This is a genomic window from Parvibaculum sp. (assembly GCF_030651915.1).
In the GTDB taxonomy this organism is placed as follows: domain Bacteria; phylum Pseudomonadota; class Alphaproteobacteria; order Parvibaculales; family Parvibaculaceae; genus Parvibaculum.
Genome location: NZ_JAUSBV010000005.1, coordinates 702,894 through 724,519, shown reverse-complemented (window position 1 = coordinate 724,519; position 21,626 = coordinate 702,894). Strand labels below are relative to the sequence as shown.

The 21,626-nt window shown below is 64.5% G+C and carries 23 protein-coding genes and 1 riboswitch; of the genes, 11 read left to right on the top strand and 12 right to left on the bottom strand.

Going from position 1 to position 21,626, the window contains the following annotated elements; translation table 11 throughout:
* The first annotated feature begins 2 nt into the window (after positions 1 to 2).
* On the top strand, positions 3 to 752 hold the full coding sequence (locus tag Q7V31_RS07840; RefSeq protein ID WP_304733501.1) for a TSUP family transporter: 750 nt from the start codon (positions 3 to 5) through the stop codon (positions 750 to 752).
* On the opposite strand, the gene Q7V31_RS07835 is transcribed toward Q7V31_RS07840, so the two are convergent.
* Positions 741 to 1,550 (bottom strand): SDR family oxidoreductase, encoded by an 810-nt coding sequence (locus Q7V31_RS07835; protein ID WP_304733499.1) that lies wholly within the window; start codon positions 1,548 to 1,550, stop codon positions 741 to 743. The two genes, Q7V31_RS07840 and Q7V31_RS07835, sit on opposite strands and share 12 nt — an antisense overlap.
* Positions 1,547 to 2,890, bottom strand: coding sequence for an NAD(P)/FAD-dependent oxidoreductase (locus Q7V31_RS07830; RefSeq protein WP_304733498.1), 1,344 nt, complete (start codon positions 2,888 to 2,890; stop codon positions 1,547 to 1,549). Before Q7V31_RS07830 ends, Q7V31_RS07835 begins: the two co-directional genes overlap by 4 nt.
* A gap of 98 nt (positions 2,891 to 2,988) precedes the next feature.
* Here Q7V31_RS07830 and Q7V31_RS07825 point away from each other — a divergent pair, with 98 nt between their 5' ends.
* Positions 2,989 to 3,609: a TetR family transcriptional regulator gene (locus Q7V31_RS07825; RefSeq protein ID WP_304733496.1), complete on the top strand. Its 621-nt coding sequence runs from the start codon at positions 2,989 to 2,991 to the stop codon at positions 3,607 to 3,609.
* Here the strand turns inward: Q7V31_RS07825 and glyA are convergent.
* The 5 genes from glyA to Q7V31_RS07800 form a co-directional block, all read right to left on the bottom strand.
* Positions 3,606 to 4,868 (bottom strand): serine hydroxymethyltransferase, encoded by a 1,263-nt coding sequence (glyA, locus tag Q7V31_RS07820; protein ID WP_304733495.1) that lies wholly within the window; start codon positions 4,866 to 4,868, stop codon positions 3,606 to 3,608. The genes Q7V31_RS07825 and glyA overlap by 4 nt on opposite strands.
* A 49-nt stretch (positions 4,869 to 4,917) precedes the next feature.
* Positions 4,918 to 5,003, bottom strand: a riboswitch (ZMP/ZTP riboswitch).
* Positions 5,004 to 5,063: 60 nt separating this feature from the next.
* The gene (locus Q7V31_RS07815; protein ID WP_304733493.1) at positions 5,064 to 6,245 is read right to left on the bottom strand and encodes an acyl-CoA dehydrogenase family protein; all 1,182 of its coding nucleotides are present in this window, start codon (positions 6,243 to 6,245) and stop codon (positions 5,064 to 5,066) included.
* Between the two features lie 119 nt (positions 6,246 to 6,364).
* Positions 6,365 to 8,023, bottom strand: a complete 1,659-nt coding sequence (gene groL, locus Q7V31_RS07810; RefSeq protein ID WP_304733492.1) for a chaperonin GroEL — start codon at positions 8,021 to 8,023, stop codon at positions 6,365 to 6,367.
* Positions 8,024 to 8,112: 89 nt separating this feature from the next.
* The gene (groES, locus tag Q7V31_RS07805; RefSeq protein WP_304733490.1) at positions 8,113 to 8,427 is read right to left on the bottom strand and encodes a co-chaperone GroES; all 315 of its coding nucleotides are present in this window, start codon (positions 8,425 to 8,427) and stop codon (positions 8,113 to 8,115) included.
* Positions 8,428 to 8,611: 184 nt separating this feature from the next.
* Positions 8,612 to 9,334, bottom strand: coding sequence for a hypothetical protein (locus Q7V31_RS07800; RefSeq protein ID WP_304733489.1), 723 nt, complete (start codon positions 9,332 to 9,334; stop codon positions 8,612 to 8,614).
* Between the two features lie 67 nt (positions 9,335 to 9,401).
* Between Q7V31_RS07800 and aat the strand changes: the two genes are divergently transcribed.
* On the top strand, positions 9,402 to 10,283 hold the full coding sequence (aat, locus tag Q7V31_RS07795) for a leucyl/phenylalanyl-tRNA--protein transferase (RefSeq protein ID WP_304733487.1): 882 nt from the start codon (positions 9,402 to 9,404) through the stop codon (positions 10,281 to 10,283).
* Here the strand turns inward: aat and Q7V31_RS07790 are convergent.
* Together Q7V31_RS07790 and Q7V31_RS07785 are read right to left on the bottom strand one after the other, a co-directional pair.
* Positions 10,273 to 10,881 carry a TetR/AcrR family transcriptional regulator gene (locus tag Q7V31_RS07790; protein ID WP_304733486.1) on the bottom strand — a complete coding sequence of 203 codons (609 nt, stop codon included), beginning with the start codon at positions 10,879 to 10,881 and terminating at the stop codon, positions 10,273 to 10,275. The two genes, aat and Q7V31_RS07790, sit on opposite strands and share 11 nt — an antisense overlap.
* Positions 10,882 to 10,896: 15 nt before the next feature.
* Positions 10,897 to 11,130, bottom strand: a complete 234-nt coding sequence (locus Q7V31_RS07785) for a hypothetical protein (protein ID WP_304733485.1) — start codon at positions 11,128 to 11,130, stop codon at positions 10,897 to 10,899.
* Positions 11,131 to 11,296: 166 nt separating this feature from the next.
* Between Q7V31_RS07785 and Q7V31_RS07780 the strand changes: the two genes are divergently transcribed.
* Positions 11,297 to 12,451: a DSD1 family PLP-dependent enzyme gene (locus Q7V31_RS07780; protein WP_304733484.1), complete on the top strand. Its 1,155-nt coding sequence runs from the start codon at positions 11,297 to 11,299 to the stop codon at positions 12,449 to 12,451.
* Between the two features lie 69 nt (positions 12,452 to 12,520).
* Positions 12,521 to 12,883: an endonuclease domain-containing protein gene (locus Q7V31_RS07775; RefSeq protein ID WP_304733482.1), complete on the top strand. Its 363-nt coding sequence runs from the start codon at positions 12,521 to 12,523 to the stop codon at positions 12,881 to 12,883.
* 24 nt (positions 12,884 to 12,907) lie between these two features.
* Here the strand turns inward: Q7V31_RS07775 and Q7V31_RS07770 are convergent, their stop codons facing one another.
* Positions 12,908 to 14,080, bottom strand: coding sequence for a Gfo/Idh/MocA family protein (locus tag Q7V31_RS07770; RefSeq protein ID WP_304733481.1), 1,173 nt, complete (start codon positions 14,078 to 14,080; stop codon positions 12,908 to 12,910).
* Between the two features lie 300 nt (positions 14,081 to 14,380).
* Entirely contained in the window at positions 14,381 to 15,175 is a 795-nt protein-coding gene (locus Q7V31_RS07765) for a 16S rRNA (uracil(1498)-N(3))-methyltransferase (protein ID WP_304733480.1), read from the bottom strand.
* 142 nt (positions 15,176 to 15,317) lie between these two features.
* Here Q7V31_RS07765 and Q7V31_RS07760 point away from each other — a divergent pair, with 142 nt between their 5' ends.
* Both Q7V31_RS07760 and ubiA read left to right on the top strand, forming a co-directional pair.
* On the top strand, positions 15,318 to 15,812 hold the full coding sequence (locus tag Q7V31_RS07760; RefSeq protein ID WP_304733478.1) for an NUDIX hydrolase: 495 nt from the start codon (positions 15,318 to 15,320) through the stop codon (positions 15,810 to 15,812).
* Positions 15,813 to 16,138: 326 nt separating this feature from the next.
* Entirely contained in the window at positions 16,139 to 17,056 is a 918-nt protein-coding gene (gene ubiA / locus Q7V31_RS07755; RefSeq protein WP_304733476.1) for a 4-hydroxybenzoate octaprenyltransferase, read from the top strand.
* Here ubiA and Q7V31_RS07750 read toward each other — a convergent pair.
* Complete coding sequence (locus tag Q7V31_RS07750; protein ID WP_304733475.1) at positions 17,053 to 18,327, bottom strand: MFS transporter; 1,275 nt, start codon at positions 18,325 to 18,327, stop codon at positions 17,053 to 17,055. The two genes, ubiA and Q7V31_RS07750, sit on opposite strands and share 4 nt — an antisense overlap.
* Positions 18,328 to 18,487: 160 nt before the next feature.
* Here Q7V31_RS07750 and Q7V31_RS07745 point away from each other — a divergent pair, with 160 nt between their 5' ends.
* The 4 genes from Q7V31_RS07745 (at position 18,488) to Q7V31_RS07730 (ending at position 21,566) form a co-directional block, all read left to right on the top strand.
* Positions 18,488 to 18,658, top strand: coding sequence for a hypothetical protein (locus tag Q7V31_RS07745; RefSeq protein WP_304733474.1), 171 nt, complete (start codon positions 18,488 to 18,490; stop codon positions 18,656 to 18,658).
* Between the two features lie 80 nt (positions 18,659 to 18,738).
* Positions 18,739 to 19,395: a TetR/AcrR family transcriptional regulator gene (locus Q7V31_RS07740; protein ID WP_304733473.1), complete on the top strand. Its 657-nt coding sequence runs from the start codon at positions 18,739 to 18,741 to the stop codon at positions 19,393 to 19,395.
* Complete coding sequence (locus tag Q7V31_RS07735; RefSeq protein WP_304733472.1) at positions 19,392 to 20,411, top strand: fatty acid desaturase family protein; 1,020 nt, start codon at positions 19,392 to 19,394, stop codon at positions 20,409 to 20,411. Before Q7V31_RS07740 ends, Q7V31_RS07735 begins: the two co-directional genes overlap by 4 nt.
* Positions 20,412 to 20,489: 78 nt before the next feature.
* Positions 20,490 to 21,566 carry a phosphotransferase gene (locus tag Q7V31_RS07730; RefSeq protein WP_304733470.1) on the top strand — a complete coding sequence of 359 codons (1,077 nt, stop codon included), beginning with the start codon at positions 20,490 to 20,492 and terminating at the stop codon, positions 21,564 to 21,566.
* Positions 21,567 to 21,626: the final 60 nt, after the last annotated feature.

Sequence of the window (21,626 nt, the reverse complement as noted above, 5' to 3'; positions counted from 1 at the left end):
GAATGACACCCATGCTTGCCGCCGTCACCGCCCTTGTGGTCCTCGTGACGGCGACGCTATCCGGCATTTTCGGCATGGCGGGCGGCATGGTGTTGATGGCTTTTCTGGTGATCGCCTTCCCGGTCGGCGCGGCGATGATGCTGCATGGCGTGACCCAGGCGGTGTCGAATGGCTACCGCGCGGTCATCAACCGGCGCGACATTGTCTGGTCGATCGTTGCGACCAACATGGTGGGCGCCGCCGCGGCGCTGGCGCTCTTCCTGCTGGTGAGCTTCGTGCCCGACGAGGCGACGGTGCTGCTGGTGCTGGGCGCGATCCCCTTTGTCGCCTTTGCGATCCCGGCCAGCTGGGGCCTCGACGTGACAAAGCGCATGGTTTCGGTCGCCAGCGGTTTCGTCGTCACCGCGCTGACGCTGACGGCGGGCGTCGCCGGGCCGATCCTCGATGTCTTCTTTGTCCGCAGTCCGCTGACGCGCCACCAGATCGTCGCCACCAAGGCCGTCACGCAGACGCTGCAGCATCTGACCAAGCTGCTTTATTTCGGCGCGCTGGCCGTGCATCTGCTGCCCGAAGCCGGATTGCCGTGGTGGGTCTATGTGATGGTCGCGCCACTCGCCATGCTCGGCACGACGCTCGGCAAGATCGCGCTCGACCGCATGAATGACGGCCAGTTCAAGAGCTGGAGCCGCTACATCCTCTTCGTGCTCGGCGCCATTCTGATCGCGCGCGGGTTGACGCTGCTAGTCGGCTGAGAAACCCTTGCGCGCGATGAATTTTAGGCGGCCCTTCTCGCCGATCCTTTCCATCAGCGGCAGCAGCGGCTTGATCATCCAGGGGAAGGTGCCGAAGAAGCGCGCGAGAATGCTGGCGCTCCACGGCACATAGATTTCGAGCTTGCCGCTGTCGATGGCGCGCAATGTCGCCGCAGCCACCGCCTCCGGTGTCATCACCTTGTCGACGAAGTTCAGCACCGAGCCGCCATGCAGCGCCTCGTGATGCAGCATCGGCGTGTCGACCGCCGCCGGATAGACGCCCGACACCTTGACGCCATGCGCGGTCATTTCCTGGTGGAAGCCGGCAAGAAACCCGCGCAACCCGAATTTCGAGGCCGAATAGATGGCGCTGTCCTTGAGCGAAATGATGCCGCCAAGCGAGACGGTCGCAACCATCGCACCCTTGCCCCGCGCGATCATCAGGGGCGCCACCGCACGCATCAGCCGCACCGGCGCGCGCAGGTTGATTTCAAGATGGCGGTCGAGCAGGTCCTGATCGAGATCGGCGACGGCGCCCGGTATGCCGATGCCGGCATTGTTGATCAGCACGTCGAGATCGGCGTGATCGCGCGCGATCGCGGCGCAAAGCATCTCGACGCTGTCGCGCGAGGAGAGGTCGCAGGTGAGCTTCTCAGGCGGCGTCTTCAGCCCGGCGGCCACTGTATCGAGCAGCGCCATCTCGCGGTCGACAAGGATCAGGCGGCAGCCGCGCGCATCGAGCGCGCGCGCAATCGCCGCGCCGATGCCGCCGCCCGCCCCGGTGACCAGCGCCTTCATGCCGCCTGCTTTGCGCCGCGAACGCGCAAGCCGTCGAAGCAGCCATCCGCGAGGTCGGGCCAGCCGAAGCGCTTGCGGATCCGGGTCATCTGTTTGCGGTAGGCGTCGATCTCGACATAGGTGGCATGGCGGTCCGAGCCGACGAATTTGATGCCGCCGGTAAGGTCCGGCCGGTCGCTTGCGATCAGCGTGTCGAGCGCCGCATTGCCTTGCGCGCGCGCCATGATGGTGCGGGCGATCAGATCGGCCATTTCGTCGAAGAGCTTGTAGGCGCCGCCATTGGTTTCCATGAAGCCGAGGCCGTAAAGCGTCGGCTGCGTGCGGCTGAACAGGTTCATATAGAGATCGGGCTTGCCGCCCTTCCACGAAAAGAGTGCCGGGTCGACATAAGGCACTTTCCAAGTGTAGCCGGTGGCGCAGATGATGAGGTCGATTTCTTCCGACGTGCCGTCCTGGAAATGAACGGTCTTGCCCTCGAAGCGCGCCACGTCGCGTTTGGCCGCGATGTCGCCATGCGCGAGATAATGCAGCAATTGCGTGTTGAGGATCGGATGCGTCTCGAACAACCGGTGATCGGGCTTCTGCAAGCCGAGCCGCGTCAGGTCGCCATTGAGGATGCGCAATATGAGGCCGAAGATGCGCTGCGTCAGCCACATCGGCAGATGCGGCCCCTCATGCGCGAAAACATCGGCCGGAATGCCGAAAAGATGCTTTGGCAGGAAGTGATAGCCGCGGCGCAGGCTGATGAAAGCCTTGTCGGCGGCCTTCGCCGCATCGCAGGCGATGTCGCAACCGGAATTACCGGCGCCGATGATGAGCACGCGCTTGCCCTTGAATTCGTCCATCGACTTGAAAGTGACGGCGTGCCGCATCTCGCCGGTGAAATGACCCGGATAGTCGGGCATCGACGGATGCCAGTTGGTGCCATTGGCGCAGACCAGCGCCGCGTAGCGCTTCGTCTCGCCGCTCGACAGCGTCACCTGCCATGAGCCGTCGGGCTGCAGCGCGGTCTGCTCGACCGAGACGCCGAAGCGGATGTGATCGCGAAGCCCGTAGGCATCGGCGAAGTCGCGCATATAGCTGTGAATCTGTTTCCCCGAGGGATAGTCGGGATAGCTCTCGGGCATCGGGAAGTCGTGATAATGCGACTGCGTTTTCGACGAAATGAAATGCGCCGAATCGTAGACCGGCGAGCCGGGATTGGTCCGGTCCCACAAGCCGCCGACATCCGAATGCCGCTCATAGACGTCGAAGGGAATGCTGTGGCGCAGGAAGCTCCGCGCCAGGGCGAGCCCCGCCGGTCCGCCGCCGATCACGCAAACCCGGCCTGTTTCGCTCATCGCCCGCTCCCGAATAAAGTGAATAATCCTCATATTTGTGATAAGTGATAGACCCTCATATTTTGGCGCGCAAGCGCAAAGTGAAAACGGAAACCAGCATGAGCGAGGTCACAGCCCGGCGCCGCAAGCCGACCCAGGCCCGGGCGCTGGAACGCGTCGAGCGGATTCTGGCCGCCGCCAGCGATCTGATCGCCGAAACCGGCAGCGATGCGGTCCGCATGACCGAGGTCGCCGAGCGCGCCGGCGTGCCCATCGGCTCGCTCTATCAGTATTTCCCGGACAAGGCGGCGATCCTGCAAACGCTGGCCGAGCGCATCACCGAGCGCGTGCGCGCCGGCATTGCCGAAAGCCTGGCAAACGTCGCCACGCGCGATGAGGCGCTCCTGCGCCTCGACCGTCTGCTCGTCGATTATTACGCGATTTTTCTCGACGAGCCGGTGGTGCGCGACATCTGGTCGGGCACGCAGTCCGACAAGGCGCTGCAGGCGCTCGACATCGAGGACAGCCGCGCCAATGCGCGCGTCGTCGCCGAAGCACTGAAACATCTGGTGCCGCGCAAGGAGCGCGCGCGCTTCTCCACCGTCTGCTTTTTGACCATGCAACTGACCGGCGCCGCCGTCCGCCTTGCGATCGCCGTCGAGCGCAAGGAGGGCGACCGGCTGCTGGCCGAATATCGCCGTTTGCTGCAGGGCGAAGTCGGCGGGTTTCTGTCCGCCTAAAGCCCCGGCACCGGAAACCTTGCTGTCAGCGCATGCGTGCGGGCGGCGAGTTTCGTTTCGGCCGCCGCCTCGCCACCCGCCGCCAGCGTCTCGGCGATGATCGCGGCAATCTCTTCCATTTCCGTCTGCCCCATGCCGCGTGTCGTCGGCGCCGGCGTGCCGAGCCGCACGCCCGAGGGCCGCATCGGCGGGTTGGGGTCGTCGGGGATCACCTGCTTGTTGACGGTCAGGCCGACGCGGTCGAGCGCCGCTTCGGCCTTGGCGCCGTCGAGACCGAAACTCTGCACGGTGTCGATCACCAGCAGATGATTGTCGGTGCCGCCGGTGACGAGCTTGACCTGCCGGTCCATCAGCGCGGCGGCCAGCGCCTTGGCGTTCGTCAGCACTTGGCGCGCATAATCCTGGAAGGCCGGCATCGCCGCGAGCCTCAGCGTCAGCGCGGTCGCCGCCACCTGGTTCATGTGCGGGCCGCCCTGCAAGCCCGGAAACACCGAGGCATCGATCTTTTTGGCGAACTGCTCTTTACAGAGAATGAGCCCGCCGCGCGGACCGCGCATCGACTTGTGCGTCGTCGTCGTCATCACATCGAAGCCGGCATCGAGCGGATTGCGCACCACATTGGCCGCGATCAGCCCACCGATATGCGAAACATCGGCCATGGTCAGCGCGCCCACCTCATCCGCCACGCGCTTGAAATCGGCATAGTCGTAATCGCGCGGATAGGAGGAATAGCCGCAGACGACGAGCTTCGGCTGCGTCGCGCGGGCAACATCGCGCAGCGCTTCGAAATCGATGGCGCCGCTCGAAGGATCGGTCTTGTAGCGCACGAAGTTGAAGATCCGGCCCATATGGGAAACCGGCGCCCCATGCGTCAGATGCCCGCCATGCGAAAGATCCATTGCCAGAATTGTGTCGCCGGGTTCGAGCAGCCCCAGATAAACCGCCTGGTTCATCGGCGAGCCCGACAAGGGCTGCACATTGGCGTGTTCGGCGCGGAAAAGGGCCCTGGCGCGGTCGCGGGCGAGGTTTTCGATGCGGTCGGTAAATTCCTGCCCGCCATAGTAGCGCCGGCCCGGATAGCCTTCCGAATATTTGTTGGTGAAGGCCGAACCGAGCAGCGTCAGCACTTCGGGAAAGGCGTAGTTTTCCGACGGGATCAGTTCGAGCTCGGCGCGCTGCCGCGCCTCTTCGCCTTTCAGCGCCAGGAAAATCTCGTTGTCGGATTGCGCCAGTCTTGCGCGTTCGGGTGAGGCGGTCATGGGTCGTCTCCTTCGAGCCTGAAAACAAAAACGCCCGGCCAGCATCTTGAAGTGCTGCCCAGGCGATCGGCTGAAGATCAGTCTCCGCGCTCCCCGATGGTGACCCATCTGATATCGCCAGTCGCGCGGAAGATATGTACGACCGGAAGTGAGGGGAGTTAAGACCCGCGCGCGCCGCGAGTCAATTCCCTCGCCTCAAAGCCCCAAAATCCGCTTCGCAATAATGTTCTTCTGGATTTCGTTGGAGCCGCCATAGATCGATTGCGCCCGCGCCCCGAGATAGCGCGCGACGGATGGCGCCGCGCCGGCCGGCAACGCCGTGTTGTGGGTCCAGTCGGGCGCCACCGCATCGGGGAAGGCGGGCAGGGCATAGAACCCGTAAGCCTCCATGCCAAGCTCGGTGATGTCCTGCGCCAGCTCGGTCGCGATAATTTTCAGGATCGAGGATTCGTTTCCCGGCGCGCCGCCCTCGGCAACCGAGGAGAGCGTCCTGAGCACGGTGATTTCAAGCGCGTCGAGCCGCGTTTCAAGATCGCCGAGCTTGCGCGCGAAAGCCGCATCGTCGAGCAGCCCCCGCGCCTGTGCCGCGGCGCGAATATCGGCAAGCTGCGCCCGCTTGCCGGCCACATGCGCGTAGGACGTGCGCTCATGCCCCAGCAGGTAGTTGGCGTAATGCCAGCCCTTGCCTTCCTCGCCGATGCGGTTCTCGGCCGGCACGCGCACATTTTCAAACGTCACGCTGTTGAGCGAATGCTTGCCGTCGATGGTGATGATCGGCTGCACCGTGATCCCCGGCGTTTTCATGTCGATCAGGAGGAAGCTGATGCCCTCCTGCTTCTTTTCTTCGTGGGAGGTGCGCAGCAGGCAGAAAATCCAGTCAGCATGTTGCGCCAGGCTGGTCCAGATCTTGGTGCCGTTGACGATGTAGTCCGCGCCCGCGCGCACGGCACTGGCCTGCAGCGAGGCGAGGTCGGAGCCCGAGCCGGGTTCGGAATAGCCCTGCGCCCAGAAGATGCTGCTGTCGAGAATGCCGGGCAGGAAGCGCTGCTTCTGTTCCTCGGTGCCGAACGTATAGATCACGGGCCCCACATAGAGGAGGCCCATCGGCACGACGTTCAGCGCTCCCGCGCGCTCGAGCTCCTCGTCGAAAATATATTTCTGGTTTGCCGTCCAGCCGGTGCCGCCATCGGCCTTCGGCCAGTTGACGGCGAGCCAGCCCTTCGCCGCCATGGCGCGTTCGGATGTCTGGTAATCGGCTTTCGCCGGCGACGCCCCGCGCGCCATCTTCTCGACGGTCGCGCGCGGATATTCATGTTCGAAAAAGTCCCGCACCTTGATGCGGAACTGTTCGTCCTGTTCGGAGAAGGAGAAGTCCATCTGGCGGCCACCCCGGTTTGAATTTCTGTTGGCGGCAGTCTAGCGGCCGTCCGTCGCAAAGCAAAAGGGCCGGTGTTTCCACCGGCCCTTCGCATTTCCGAGGCGTTTGAGTGCCGGACTTAGAAGTCCATGCCGCCCATACCGCCCATGCCGCCCATGCCGCCGCCGCCCATGCCGCCGCCGGCGCCGCCGCCATCTTTCTTCGGCGCTTCGGCGATCATGGCTTCGGTGGTGACGAGGAGCGCGGCGATCGAGGCTGCGTCCTGGAGCGCCGTGCGCACGACCTTGGTCGGGTCGATGATGCCGGCGGCCACGAGGTCGCAATACTCTTCCTTCTGCGCATCGAAGCCCCAGTTGGCCTGCTTGGCTTCAAGCACCTTCTGGACGACGATCGAGCCTTCGACGCCGGCATTCTCGACGATCTGCCGGATCGGCGATTCGAGCGCCTTGCGGATGATCGCGATACCGGCCTGGATGTCGGCATTCTCGTTGACGAGCTTGCCGACCGCCTTCGAGGCCAGCAGCAGCGCCGTGCCGCCGCCGGGAACGATGCCTTCTTCAACGGCCGCGCGGGTGGCATTGAGCGCGTCGTCGACGCGGTCCTTGCGCTCCTTCACTTCCGCTTCCGTGGCGCCGCCGACCTTGATCACGGCCACACCGCCGGCGAGCTTCGCCAGGCGTTCCTGCAGCTTTTCCTTGTCGTAGTCGGACGTCGTGTCCTCGATCTGCCGTTTGATCTGGCCGACGCGACCTTCGATGTCCTTCTTCTTGCCCGAGCCGTCGATGATCGTGGTGTCATCCTTGGTGATCGAGATGCGCTTGGCCTTGCCGAGCATGTCGAGCGTCACCGATTCGAGCTTGATGCCCAGATCTTCGGAGATCACCTGGCCGCCGGTCAGGATGGCGATGTCTTCGAGCATCGCCTTGCGGCGGTCGCCGAAGCCCGGCGCCTTGACGGCCGCGACCTTGAGGCCGCCGCGCAGCTTGTTGACGACGAGCGTGGCCAGCGCCTCGCCCTCGATGTCTTCGGCGATGATCAGCAGCGGACGGCCCGACTGCACCACGGCTTCGAGCACCGGCAGCATCGCCTGGAGGCTCGCCAGCTTCTTCTCGTGCAGCAGGATCAGCGGCTCTTCGAGCTCGGCGATCATCTTGTCGGCATTGGTGATGAAATAGGGCGACAGGTAGCCGCGGTCGAACTGCATGCCTTCGACGACCTCGAGCTCGGTGTCGAGCGACTTGGCTTCTTCCACCGTGATGACGCCTTCATTGCCGACCTTGGCCATCGCTTCGGCGATCATCGCGCCAATTTCGCTTTCGCCATTGGCCGAAATCGTGCCGACCTGCGCCACTTCGTCGTTCGACTTCACCTTCTTCGAACGCTTGGTGATGTCTTCGACGGCGGCGCGCACGGCGATCTCGATGCCGCGCTTTAGGTCCATCGGGTTCATGCCGGCGGCAACGGCCTTGGCGCCTTCGCGCACGATCGCCTGCGTCAGCACGGTCGCGGTGGTGGTGCCGTCGCCGGCCGTGTCATTGGTGCGCGAAGCGACTTCCTTGACGAGCTGCGCGCCCATGTTCTCGAACTTGTCTTCAAGCTCGATTTCCTTGGCGACCGTCACGCCGTCCTTGGTCGAGCGCGGCGAACCGAACGACTTTTCGATCACGACGTTGCGGCCTTTCGGGCCGAGCGTCACCTTCACCGCATCGGCGAGAATGTCGACGCCGCGGATCATCTTCTCGCGGGCCGAGCGGCCGAATTTGACTTCCTTAGCCATTTTGTCTGGATCCTTCTGAATTCATGAAACGGAACGAGCGGTCGCGAGGGCCATAAAAAAAGCCCGCGACCGGTATCCGGTTGCGAGCCTTACGCAGCGGCTTTCTTCTTGGCCGCGCCTTCCAGCACACCCATGATGTCGGACTCTTTCATGATCAACAGGTCTTCCCCGTCGATCTTGACCTCGGTGCCCGACCACTTGCCGAAGATCACCCGGTCGCCGACCTTGACGTCCGGCGCGATGATCTTGCCGTCATCGCCGCGGGCGCCCGGGCCCACCGCGATCACTTCGCCCTGCGAGGGCTTTTCCTGCGCCGAGTCCGGGATGATGATCCCGCCGGCGGTCTTGGATTCTTCCTCGACCCGGCGAACGACGACGCGGTCATGCAGAGGACGGAATTTCATCTCTGGCTTCTCCTGTATCTCAAACCGCTAAACTGCGGAAAATTCTTGATTTTTTGGCTCTGTTAGCACTCAGACGCAATGAGTGCCAAAGGCGCAAAGGACAGATAGGAGCCCGCGGGCCCGCTGTCAAGCGCCGCCGCGGCGCCTGCGGCCCGATTCAGGGGGGGGGGCGGTCAGGCCGAGGTCAGGCAATAACCAGCCCCGCGCCGCCATACTGTCGCTTGAGATGTCCCATCAGCCCGGTCACGAACAGCGTCGCGCCGAGAATTTCGAGGCTCTCCTCGACCGTGAAGGCGGCGATATAGGCCAGGCTTGTCTCGCCATACAGCGTCAGCAGATAGCCGCCGACCATCTCCATGCCGAGCGCCCCGCCGACATAAAGCGCGCCGGCCACAAAGAAGACGGCCTGCGTCCGGCCGGGCTGGGCCAGCAGGAAGGGGAGATAGGCAAGCCCCACCAGGCCCACCAGGATCGCGCCGGGGATCACCCAGCCGAAATGGAAGATGCCGCTGAGACCCATCTCCGCGTGCATCGGTTCGATCAGAACCTCGTGCACGCCGGTCGCCTCGTCGGCCGACAGGCCGACAAACATGATCGCCAGCACCGCCCAGTGGAACAGGTAGCGCTCGCGGTTGCGCGCCGCCGAGGCGGTTGCCAGCGCCAGCAACCCGGCCGCCGCGATCAGCAGCAGCGAGGAATACCAGGCCGGCAGGCAATATTCGGCATTGAGCGCGATATGCCGGAGATCTTTCAGGAAACTCTCGGTCCCGAACTGGAACACATACCATTCGCGGAAAATTCCAGCCGCGATCACGGCCAAGGAGGCGAGCCACAGCAGCACCGACAGCCGGAAAGGCCGCAGCCACACGGCGTTTACCTGTTCGGGATCGCTCCGTGCCTTTGTCATGCTGTCCTTGCCCCCTTGAAGTGGCCTCGCTCTTGAATGGATACGGGGAGCAATTTGGAGGCCAGCCATGCAGGCGATCGATCGTGTCACTTTGAAACGGATGGACCGGGCCGATGTCCTGAAACCGCTCGTCAACGGAGTGATGGCGCTGGCCTATGCGGCGCGGCCGCACCGCCTGGCCCATCCGCTGGGCTTTCTGCGCCTGGCGGCCGAAAAGCTGGTCCATGTCCCCGGTGCGCCCTTCCAGCGCCGGCCCGACAAGGCGCTGACCCTGCCGGACGGCCTGGTCGATATCGGCGGGCCGATGTCGGTTGATCGCCTTGTCGCGGCCTATGCCGAGGGCATCTATCCCTGGTGCCACATCGGCCCGGTCAAGTGGTGGACGCCGGCGCGCCGCGCGGTCCTCTTCCTTGGCGAAAGCCGCATCGAGAAAAGCCTGCGCCGCGTGCTGCGCCAGAAGAAATTCACCGTCACCTTCGACACCGCCTTCGACGCGGTGATGCGAGGCTGCGCCGCGCCGCGGCCGGGCCGACCGGTGCTGACCTGGATCACGCCGCGCTTCATGGCTGCCTACAGCGCGCTGCATCGCGCCGGCCATGCGCATTCGGTCGAGGTCTGGGACGACGAGGGAAATCTGGCCGGCGGGCTCTATGGCGTCGCTTCGGGCGGCACATTCTTCACCGAAAGCCAGTTCGCGCATGCCCGCGACACCTCGAAGATCGCCTTCGTGACCCTCAATCGCCATCTCGCCGAATGGGGCTTCGTCCTCAATGACGGCAAGGCGATGACCGGCCATCTGGCGGCCCTCGGCATGCGCGAAATTCCGCGCGACGAATTCACCGCTGTCCTGAAGGCCCATCGCGAAGCGGGCCGGGCGCCCGGCCGCTGGGCCGTCAATCCCGAACTCGATGTCGCGGGCTGGGAGCCCGCACAGGGCCTCAGGCCCTGAGGCCGCGCAGCGTCAGCCGCATGATGGCGGCCAGCCGCGCCTTGAATGTGGCCTCGTCGGGCGACTTCTCGGCGCCATAGGCCGCCGCGATCAGGGCGTCCATGGCGGCTTCCTGGGTGAGGCCGGCGGCTTTCGGGTTGAGTTCGCCGCGTGCCGTGCCCTCGCGGATCAGCTTCAGCACCGCATTGCGGAACTGCTGCGTCACCGGTTCGAAGAAATCGGTCGAAAGCCGGCTGCTCGATTCCATCAGTTCTGCCGCATGCGGGCTTGAGAGCACCCAGCGATAGGCGAAACCGAATTTCGCCTCCATCAGCGCGGTCAGTTTCGGCTCCAGCGGCAGCTCAAGCGCCTCGGCCGCCGTCACGCCCTCGGCGATCTGTTCGGCCAGCGAGCGGCAGATCGCCTCGAAAAGCTCGTCCTTGCTTTTGAAATAGAGATAGAGCGTGCCCTTGGCGACGGCGGCGGCCCGCGCAATATCCTCCATCGAGGTGCGCCGGTAGCCGTAATGGCGAAAAAGGTCGAGCGCGGCCGAGACAATGAGTTCCCGCTTGTCCGGTCCCGCCGCCTTTTGCGCCGCCGCGCCTTGAGCTTTTGCCATGATCTTTCGTCTGGCCTATCGCCGGATGGTGAAGGCGCAGGTGCGCCCGGCGGCCACGACGATGGTGCGCGTCGTCCCGCCACAATCGTAATAGCAGTATTTGCGCGGGCCCACCCGTTGCTGGCCGCTCAGCGAACAGGTTGCCGAAGCGAACTGCTGCGGCGCCGGTATTTTGCTGATCTCGGCTTCCGGCGCCCCGGCCGAAAGCGAGGCCAGCACCATCAGGGCCGGCAGCGTGATCGTATCCATGATTTGTCTCCCCCTTCGAATGGACAACCGCCCGACGCTAACATTTTTGCACATGGCAGGCCAAAACCGGCAGGCCCGGAATTCCCGCATCCACACCGGCAGCGCCCGTTTGTGCCGCGCCCGCGCCCCCCTTAGGATGCCCCGGCAACCGGCGGGGGAGAACGGCATGAACGGCGCATTGGAAACGAACAGGGCCCTGATTGGCAAGCCGGGATCGCGCGCGAAGCTGGCGACGCCGGCCCTCGTGCTCGATCTCGACGCCTTCGAGCGCAATGTCGCCCGCATGGCCGAACACGGCAAGGCCGCGGGCCTGGCGATCCGTCCTCATGCCAAGACGCATAAATCGCTGGCGGTGGCAAAGGCACAGATCGCCGCCGGCGCCATCGGCATCTGCTGCGCCAAGCTCGGCGAGGCCGAAGCGATGGCGGCAAAAGACAAGGAAGGCGGAATTGAAAGCATCCTGATCACCTCGCCGGTCGTCACCGCGCAAGCCATCGAACGGCTGATGGCGCTCAACGGAAAAATTTCAGACCTCATGGTCGTCGTCGACAATCCGCTCAATGTCCGCGCGCTGGCTGCCGCCGCGGCGGAAGCCGGCCGCCCGTTGAAACTGCTGATCGATCTCGATGTCGGCCTGCACCGCACCGGCATCCGCCCCGGCGCCGACGCGCTGGCGCTGGCCGAACTGGCCGACGCCGCCGACACGCTCGAACTGAAAGGCCTCCAGGCCTATGCCGGCCACCTGATGCATATTCACGACTTCGCCGAGCGCCGCGAAAAATCGCTGGCCGCGATGAAGGTGCTGGGCGAGATGCGCGACATGCTGAAGGAAAAGGGCCTGCCCTGCGACATCGTCTCGGGCGGCGGCACCGGCACTTACAACATCGACCCGGAAGCAAATGTGCTGACCGAGCTGCAGGGCGGCTCCTACATCTTCATGGACAAGCAGTATCACGACGTCGCGCAGGGCAATGGCGCGAGCTTCCCCTTCGAAACCGCGCTCTCGGTGCAGATGACGGTGGTCTCCGCCAACACGAAAAACCTGGCGACGACGGATGCCGGCTTCAAATCCTTCTCGACCGACGCCGACCCGCCCATACTGCTCTCCGGCGCGCCGGAAGGGGCGGGCTATTTCTTCTTCGGCGACGAACAGGGCGGCATCCTGCTCCCCGACGGCACCCGGCTCGAAATCGGCAGTACACTGACGGCCATGACCCCGCACTGCGACCCGACCGTCAACCTCTACGACGCCTACCACGTCGTCCGCGGCGACACCCTCGTCGACATCTGGCCCATCGAGGCGCGGGGCCGAAGCGCGTGAGGGCGTCACAAAGTCTCCGCTGAACTTCACTTCCACCCTCCCCCAAGGGGAGGGTGGTAGATTGACGACATGCCCGATGCACAGGCACGTCATCTCAGAAAAAGTATGACGGACGCGGAGCGCCGCCTCTGGAGCCGATTGCGGAGCAACGCGCTGGGATTCCATTTCAGACGCCAGCATCGTATCGGAAATTACGTCGCGGATTTCGTCTGTCTCGAGCGCAAGCTTGTCATCGAAGTCGACGGCGGACAGCACAATGAGCCGACGGGCCTTGCGCGCGATGCGCGCCGAACGAATTGGCTCAACAATGAGGGTTATGCGGTGCTGCGTTTCTGGAACAATGACGTGCTGCTCAAGACAGACGAGATTGTCGAAACGATCTGGCATGCGTTGAGAGAACCGCGGAACGATCTTCTTCCGGCATTCGACTAGACGACCACCCGCCGCCCGAAAATCTCACCCCCGCCCCATCTCCGTCGCCAGCCTCTCCCACAGCGCCCCGCAATCGACCACCGTCCCTTCGCGCATCGCACGGTCGACCGCCATCACGGTCAGCCCCGCCACCATCGCGTCGCGCACCTGCACCGGGAAGGGCGCGCCCTCAAGGAGATGCGCGGCAAGGTCGCGCCCCATCGCAGGGTCGGAGCCGTAATGTGCCTCCGGTCCGAGCCCCATATCTTCCGTCTGCGGATCGTCGGCGCCCAGCGCGTCGCGGAAGGTGAGGCGATTGGTGACGAGATCGGCCTCCATCGCCCCGCCCGTGCCGGCGAAATACCAGCGCCGCTGCATCAGCCCCGCATGCGTGTTGGCGTGAAAGGCAAGCCGCACGCCGTTCTGATATTCGACCAGCGCCACCTGGTTGTCGGCGACATCGGCGTCCGATGCAAAGGCGTCATTGCCGCTGTTCCAGCCGGCGCGCCACTGCGCATAGGCCGGATCGCCGCTCGCATAGCGCCGCTCGGCCATCCCCGCATTGTCGGGGGTGAAGATCGACCGCCCGCCGAAACTGGCGACGCGCGCCGGCAGCGCCCCGGCAAAGAGCCGGTAGAGATCGAAATCGTGGCAGCATTTGTCGAGCAGGAACGAACCGCCGTGGCGCTCGTGCCGCCGCCAGTCGCGCATCAGGAAGGCGCCATGCTCGGGATGCAGATGCTCGTTGCCCTCGAAACTGACCAGCCGTCCGAACGCCGCCTCCGACAGCCGCTTGCGCACGGCGGCGACCAGCGGCGAGGAACGCAGCACCAGCCCGACAATCACCGACGCCTCGCCATGACCCGCGAGCAGCCGCGCCAGCTCCCAAGTCTCCTCCTCGCTGCGCACCACCGGCTTTTCGGAAAAGATACGCACACCGGCCGCAAGCCCCGCCTTGATATGCGGAAGATGCAGATGATTGGGCGAGCCGACCATCAGCAGGTCGGGCTTCACCGCCGCCAGCATCGCCTCGACGCTGGCGAAACTTTCGCCGGCCGCAATGCCGCGCTTTTCGAGCGACTTGAGGCCCACCGGCGCCGGATCGCAATAACCGGCAACGCGCACCCCCGGCGCCGCCGCATGAAGATGCCGGATCACGGTCGCAATCCGCTGCCCCAGTCCGGCAACGGCAATGGTGAGGGATTGGATGGATGTCATTTTCTCTGTCGGCGGGTTGGAGGAAAACGAAAGAGTAGGGGCAGGAAGCGAAGAGGAGAGTAGGGGCTCGCAGGTCGGCAGTCACGTCCCACCCGCCCCTGGGGGGCGGGTCGAAATTTGTGGAGCGTCAGCGAAACAAATTTCGGGGCGGGGGCGCGGCGCATGCGTCATGTTCGGCGCGCGCGAGATATTCTGCGACACAACGCTTCCCCCTCCCCGAAAAATTCTTCGCAAGCTCGAATTTTTCGACCCGCCCCCCAGGGGCGGGTGGGATACCGGGCCACGCCGACCAATTTTTTCTCACCAGTCCCCCAGCATCAACCCCACCACCGCCAGCGCCGCGATGGCCGCCGTGTCGGCGCGCATGATGCGGGGCCCGAGCGACAGCGCCACCGTATCGCTCCGAGAGCGGAGCATCTCCCGCTCCTCCGGCGAAAACCCGCCTTCGGGCCCCACCAGCACCGCCAGCGGCGTCCCGCGCCAGCCGTCGCCCGCAAGCCGCTCGAGCGCCGCCCGCGCGCCGCCGGGCGCCGTGCCCTCGTCGCAGAAGAGAATGCGCCGCCCCGGCGCGATCGCGTCCCAGCGCTCCAGCAGGCTGCCAAGCTTCGCCGCCCCGCGCACCTCCGGCACCGCCACAAGCCCGCATTGCTCGGCCGCCTCCACCGCATTGGCCTGCAGCCGCTCATCCTTCAGCCGCGTCACCACGGTTCGCGCCGTGACGACGGGCTGGATGACGGCGGCCCCCATCTCGGTCGCCTTCTGGGCGATGAAATCGAGCCGCGCCTTCTTGACCGGCGCAAAGAGCAGCCAGATGTCGGGCAGGGGTTCCTGCGCCCGCGTCCGCGCGGTGAGCTCCAGCACGCAATGCTTCTTGTGCGCTTGCGCGATCCGCGCCGCCCATTCCCCGTCGCGCCCGTTGAACAGCAGCGCGCCGTCACCCGCGCCCATGCGCAGCACATTGATGAGATAATGCGATTGATCGGCGTCGAGCGTCAGCGCCGCACCCGCGCGCAATTCCCCCTCGACAAAAAGCCGCGCCTTGCCGCTGGCACAGCGCGGATTGTCGTCAGTGTCGGGGTCGGCGGGGCGGGTCATGGGGCGTCGTTTTCATGGATCGTCATTGCGCGTGCAAGCAAGGCAATGACGTATATAGAACCAAAACCCCTCTGCGTCTCTGCGTGAACCCCTTTCTTCTTCCACATACCCTTGCCCGCCCAACTTCGTTACCGTCTTGCCCATGCGCCCCCGTCTCACCGCCCGCATCCTGCTCTTCGACGCTGCAAAGCGCCTGCTGCTGATCCGCATGCACGACCCCGCGGTCGGTGGCGCCGACGGCGCGGTCTTGCGCGACGCCTATTGGGTGACGATCGGCGGCGCCGTCGAGCCCGGCGAAGCGCTCGAAGTGGCGGCGCGCCGCGAACTCACCGAGGAAACGGGCCTCGCTGACGCCCGCCTCGGGCGCCCCGTGTGGTACACGGAACATATTCTGACCGTCCGCGGCGAGAAGCGGCTGCTGCAGGAGACCTTCTTCGTCGCCCATACCGACAAATCGGAATTCGCCACCGCCGGCTGGACCGGTCTCGAGCGCGAGGTGATCCGCGAGCTGCGCTGGTGGGCGCTGCCGGCCCTCCAGGCGAGCGGGGATATCTTTTTTCCCTCGTCGCTGAAGCGTCACCTGCCGGCGCTGCTCGAATCCGCTCCCCCGTCGGGCCTCATCCGGATCGACCCATGAGAAACTTGCCGCCCCGGCAATGCAAATTTCATTGCCGTGGGTGCAAATCGACTCTCGAATATGCGTCCACCTGTTGCCTTCACGGCAAACCATCGAAAATGAAGTTCGCGCCGTGTCGAACCTCCGCGCTGCACTGCAGCATGAATTTGGCGCCGTTTGCGGGATAAGTCGGGGATAAATCCGTTTGTGACAGTTTTATGACAGTTTCGTGACAGAGGGGGGGTCTGAGCCCGATTCCGCTGTCACAATCGCTGTCACAAATCCCCGTTCGGGCGCGCCGTGGCATCATGCCGGCATGCCGAATCGAAGCCCCAGCCGAGTGTCCGATGACTGATTCCGCTCCCGCTCCCGTCGCCGATGCGCCGCCCGAAAACTGGGTCGACACAAGCGCGCCCGCCTTCGCGCGCCCCTTTCTGCGCCTGGCCCGCGCCGACCGTCCCATCGGCACCTGGCTCTTGCTGCTGCCCTGCTGGTGGTCGGTTGCTCTGGCCACGGAGGATTGGCGAAACGCCTGGCTGCTGGCGCTTTTCGCCCTCGGCGCCATCGTCATGCGCGGCGCCGGCTGCACATATAACGACATCGTCGACCGCGACATCGACGCCGCCGTTGCGCGCACGCGGTCGCGGCCCTTGCCGTCGGGCGCGATTTCGTTGCCCGCCGCATGGGCGTTCCTTGTCGCACAATGTCTTGTCGGCCTCGCCGTGCTGCTCGCGCTCAATGCTTATGCCATATGGCTCGGTTTCGCCTCGCTGGCGCTGGTCGCGATCTATCCCTTCATGAAACGCCTCACCGACTGGCCGCAGATCGTGTTGGGCCTCGCCTTCAACTGGGGCGCGCTGATGGGATGGGCGGCGGTGACGGGCGGGCTTTCGCTGGCGCCCGTCGCGCTTTATCTCGGTGCGGTCTTCTGGACCGTCGGCTACGACACCATCTACGCCCATCAGGACCGCGAAGACGATGCGATCGTCGGCGTCCGTTCGAGCGCGCTTCGGCTCGGTGCCGCAACATACAAATGGATGTGGCTCTTCTACGGCGCGGCGCTTCTGGGCTTCGCGGCCGCCGGCGCGCTGGCAGGCCTCGGAATTCTTTTCTGGATCGGTCTGGCGGGTGCCGCGGCGCATCTCGTCCGCCAGATCCGGCGTCTCGACATCGACGATCCGTCCCTTTGTTTGCAGCTCTTTCGCAGCAACCGCGACTTCGGCTTCATCCTCTTTGCCGCCATCGTCGCCGGACAATTCCTCTAGCCGCTCTGCTTCGGTTTGACGTCCTCGAACTTGTCGACCGTCCGCAGCGCCGGGAAAAGCCACATCCACAGGCCGACGACGCCAAGCGTACCGATACCGCCGATCAGCACCGCCGGCACCGTGCCGAACAGCGCCGCCGACACGCCGGCACGGAACTCGCCAAGCTCGTTCGAAGCGCCGATGAACAACATCTCGACCGCCGACACGCGGCCCAGCATCGGCTGCGGCGTTGCCAGCGGCACCAGCGTCGAACGGATATTGACGCTGATCATGTCGGAGGCGCCCATCAGCGCCAGCGCCATCAGCGTCAATCCGAAATCGCGCGACAGGCCGAAGGCGATGGTGGCAATGCCGAACACCGCCACACAGGCGAACATGACATGTCCGGTGCGCGCGCGGATCGGCCGCCAGATCAGCAGCAGGCTGACGACGATGGCGCCCGCCGCCGGCATCGCTCGCATGATGCCGAGCCCTTGCGGTCCGACCGCCAGAATGTCGCGCGCAAAGATCGGCAAGAGCGCCGTCGCGCCGCCCAGCAGCACCGCGAAGAGATCGAGCGAAATCGCGCCGAAGACGATCGGCGAACGGCGCATGAAGGAAATCCCGGCCGTCAGCCGGTGAATGGCCGAGACGGCGGGCCCTTCCGGCAGCGGCGCCGGCCGTACCTTCATCGCAAGGAAGGCGACGGCGACGATCAGGAAACCGGTAAAGGCGGTGCCATAGGCCGCCACCGGTCCGAAGAGGTAGAGAAAGCCGCCCAGCGCCGGCCCGGCGATCACCGATATCTGGAACGAAGACGAGCTGACCGCGATGGCGCGCGGCATCTGCCGGCTCGAAACGATCAGCGGCACGAAGCTGCGCGAGGCCGGCGCCATGATGGCGCGGCCGGTGCCGAACAGCGCCAGCGCCGCGTAGAACCAGATCACCTCATTCGTGCCGAGCAGCGAGAGCACGATCAGCCAGCCGGCCGCCGCCGCTTCCAGAGCCGCCGCCACCGCGACGATCAACCGCCGGTCGACGCGGTCGGCAACGTCGCCGGCGGGCAGGGTGATCAGCACCATCGGCAGGAATTGCGCCAGCCCCACCATGCCGAGCGCCATCGCGCTTTCGGTCATGTCGTAGACTTGCCAGCCGACCGCCACCGACTGGATCATCATCGCCAGCGTGCCGAGGAAACGCCCCGAAATGTAAAACCGGAAATCGCGCAGCCGGAACAGCGCGGCGGCACTGTCCTCTTCTGTAGACGGATGATCGGGCGCGGCGGGGTTCATGGGCGGACCGGCATTCGGAGTTCCGGGTTATGCCGCAGAACCATAAGCGAGTCGCTGCCTTTCCCGTGCAACCCGATATGCGCTTTTGACGCAGTCCGTGCCACTTGAATTTCTGCACTGCATGGTTAGATATGCTGCAACGCAACATAAGGAGGCATCGATGAACAGGATGCTGAGAGAATGGCTCCATCAGGCCGCCATCGCCGCGGCCGCCTTCAGCGGTCAGCCCCATTGGGCAGATCTTGTTGAGGTGCGGCAGGTTGCGCCGGAAAAAGCCAAACAGAACAAGCCCTTGAGCGGCTTCGGCCCGGTCCTGCGCGCGGCCGATTGAGCTCTATCGACGCTCCCCGAACGCTTGACAGGGGGGCGTGAACCATGGTTCATTTCTTGAAATGAATTGAGGTTCATATCTTGGCCTATCGCCAGACAGACAAGGTTTCAGCCCGGCTTGCCGACACGCGGCGCAGCATTCTCGATGCCGCGCGCGATCTCGTATCCGAAGGCGGTTTCGCCGCCGCGCAGGTGAGCGAAGTGGCGCGCCGCGCCGGCGTCGCCACCGGCACGATCTATCGCTACTTCTCGTCCAAGGAAGAGCTCTGCCGCCAGATCTTTCGCGAGGTCTCGTCGCAGGAGATGGGTCTGCTGGCGACCATCGCGAGCGGCGACGAGCCGGCGCGAACGCGCCTTGTGAAAGTCCTGCGCACATTCGCGGGCCGCGCTGTCAAGGGGCGCAGGCTTGCCTATGCGCTGCTGGCCGAACCGGTCGACGCCAATCTGGCCGAGGAGCGCGCCTTCTTCCGCCGCACCCATGCCGAAATTTTTTCCCGCATCCTCGAAGACGGGATCGAGGCCGGCGAGCTGCCGCCGATGAATGCGAAGATCGCCGCCGCCTGCATCGCCGGCGCCATCCCGACGGCATTGATCGGTCCGCTGGCGCCGCAATCGCAGGACCTCGACAAAGACCCCGAACGCATCGTCGACGAAATTGTCGCCTTCTGCCTCGCCGGCGTCGGCGTGGCACAGCCCGACCGGAAAGCCAGAAAGATCGAACGGAGAGCAACGGTATGAGCACGGCGAAAGAACTTTTCACCCCCGCGCAGCTTGCCATCGTCCGGCACCGTTCGGACTGGCGCGGTACCTTTCAGGTCGTGCACGCATGGACCGTCATCTTCGGCGCGATGGCGGTCTTCGTCGCCTTTCCCAATCCGCTGACCTACATCCTCGCGGTCATGATCATCGGCGCGCGCCAGCTCGGCCTCGCGATCCTGATGCATGACGGCGCCCACGGCATCCTGACGCACAACCAGAAGCTCAACATGTTTCTGAGTCAGTGGCTCTGCGCCTATCCGATGATGGCAGAGACGCTGGCCTATCGCCGCTATCACCTGCAGCATCACGCACATACGCAGCAACCCGAAGACCCCGACCTTGTGTTGTCCGCCCCGTTCCCGATCACGCGCAAGAGCTTCCGCCGCAAGATGATCCGCGACCTGACGGGCCAGACCGGTTATCAGCAGCGCAAGGCGCAAATTCTCAATGCGCTCGGCAAGTCCGAATGGCCGCTCAAGCAGCGTCTGCAGCACTATTGGAGCAAGCTTGGCCGCGCGACGGCGGCGCAGCTTGCGATCTTCGCGGTGCTGGCCGCGGCAGGCCACTGGTATCTTTATTTCATTCTCTGGCTGGTGCCCTTCCTGACCTGGCAGCAGGCGATCACGCGCATCCGCAACATCGCCGAACATGCCATGGTGCCCGACGACAATGACCCGTTCCGTCAGGCCCGCACCACAAAGGCAGGTTGGCTTGCGCGCGCCATTGTTGCGCCCTATTGGGTCAACTATCACGTCGAGCATCATCTGATGATGTGGGTGCCTTGCTACAATCTGCCCAAGGCCCGTGCCTTTCTGATCGCCAACGGCTATGGACCGCGGATCGAGACCAAGGAAAGCTACGCCGACGTGATCCGCATGGCGACGTCGCGCCCGGACACCGACGATCGCCCGGGCGACCTCGTGCATAATGCCCGCAAGCGCCGGGTCGACGGCACGATGGGCGAGGGTTTCAAGCCCGCCGAGGACGCCGCCTAAGGCACACTGTCTTTGCCCATCCGGGCCTGCATGCTAAGTCTCTCCCAACAGTTATTCGGAAGAGGGGAGACAACGCTCATGGCCGACAATGAGGTCTCAAATCAGGCCGCCGACGAAACGACGGCAATCCGCGAGGCACATCGCTTTGATGTGAAGCGTCTCGAAACCTGGTGTCGCGACGCCGTGGCGGGCTTTGGCGGCACGCTCGAAGTGCGTCAGTTCGAAGGCGGGCAATCCAACCCCACATTCATGTTGACGACGGCGGGCGCGGGCGGTGGCAAGCGCTATGTGATGCGCAAGAAGCCGCCGGGACAATTGCTGGCAAGCGCCCATCAGGTCGACCGTGAGTATCGCGTGATGAAGGCGCTTGCCGAAACCGACGTGCCCGTGCCGCATATGTATGCGCTCTGCGAGGACGAAAGCGTCATCGGTACGTCCTTCTACATCATGGAATTTCTCGAAGGCCGCATCTTCCGCGACCCGACGCTGCCGGGCATGAGCCGCGAAGAGCGCGCCGCGATCTACGACAACATGAACGAAAATCTCGCGCGGCTGCACAATGTCGACTATGCGGCGATCGACCTTGCCGACTATGGACGGCCGGGGAACTATTTCGAGCGCCAGATAGGACGCTGGATCAAACAGTATCGCGGCTCGCAGACCGACAATGTCGAGGCGATGGAACAACTGATCGCCTATCTGCCGGATCACATTCCGGCCGACGATTCGACCAGCATCGCGCATGGCGACTACCGGCTCGAAAACAGCATGTATCATCCGACCGAACCGCGGATGATCGCGGTGCTGGACTGGGAATTGTCGACCATCGGCCATCCGCTGGCCGATCTTGGCTATAATTGCATGCTCTATCACACAGGCACGGCCGGCACGCTGGTCGGCGTCGATTTCGAGACGAGCGGCATCCCGCGCGAAAAGGATTATGTCGCCGACTATTGCCGGCGGACGGGCCGTGACGGAATCGCGGACTGGAATTTCTATGTCGGTTTCTCAATCTTCCGCCTCGCGGCCATCGCGCAGGGTGTCTACAAGCGCGGCCTCGACGGCAACGCAAGCTCGGAGCGCGCAAAAACCATGGGCGATGCCTGCCGCATGTTGGCGGACCACGCCTGGGAGATTGTGCAGCGGACGGACTGAAGCGGCCACAAAACACGGTTAAGATCGCGTGAATCTGCAAGTCCGACAGAAGAGAACGTT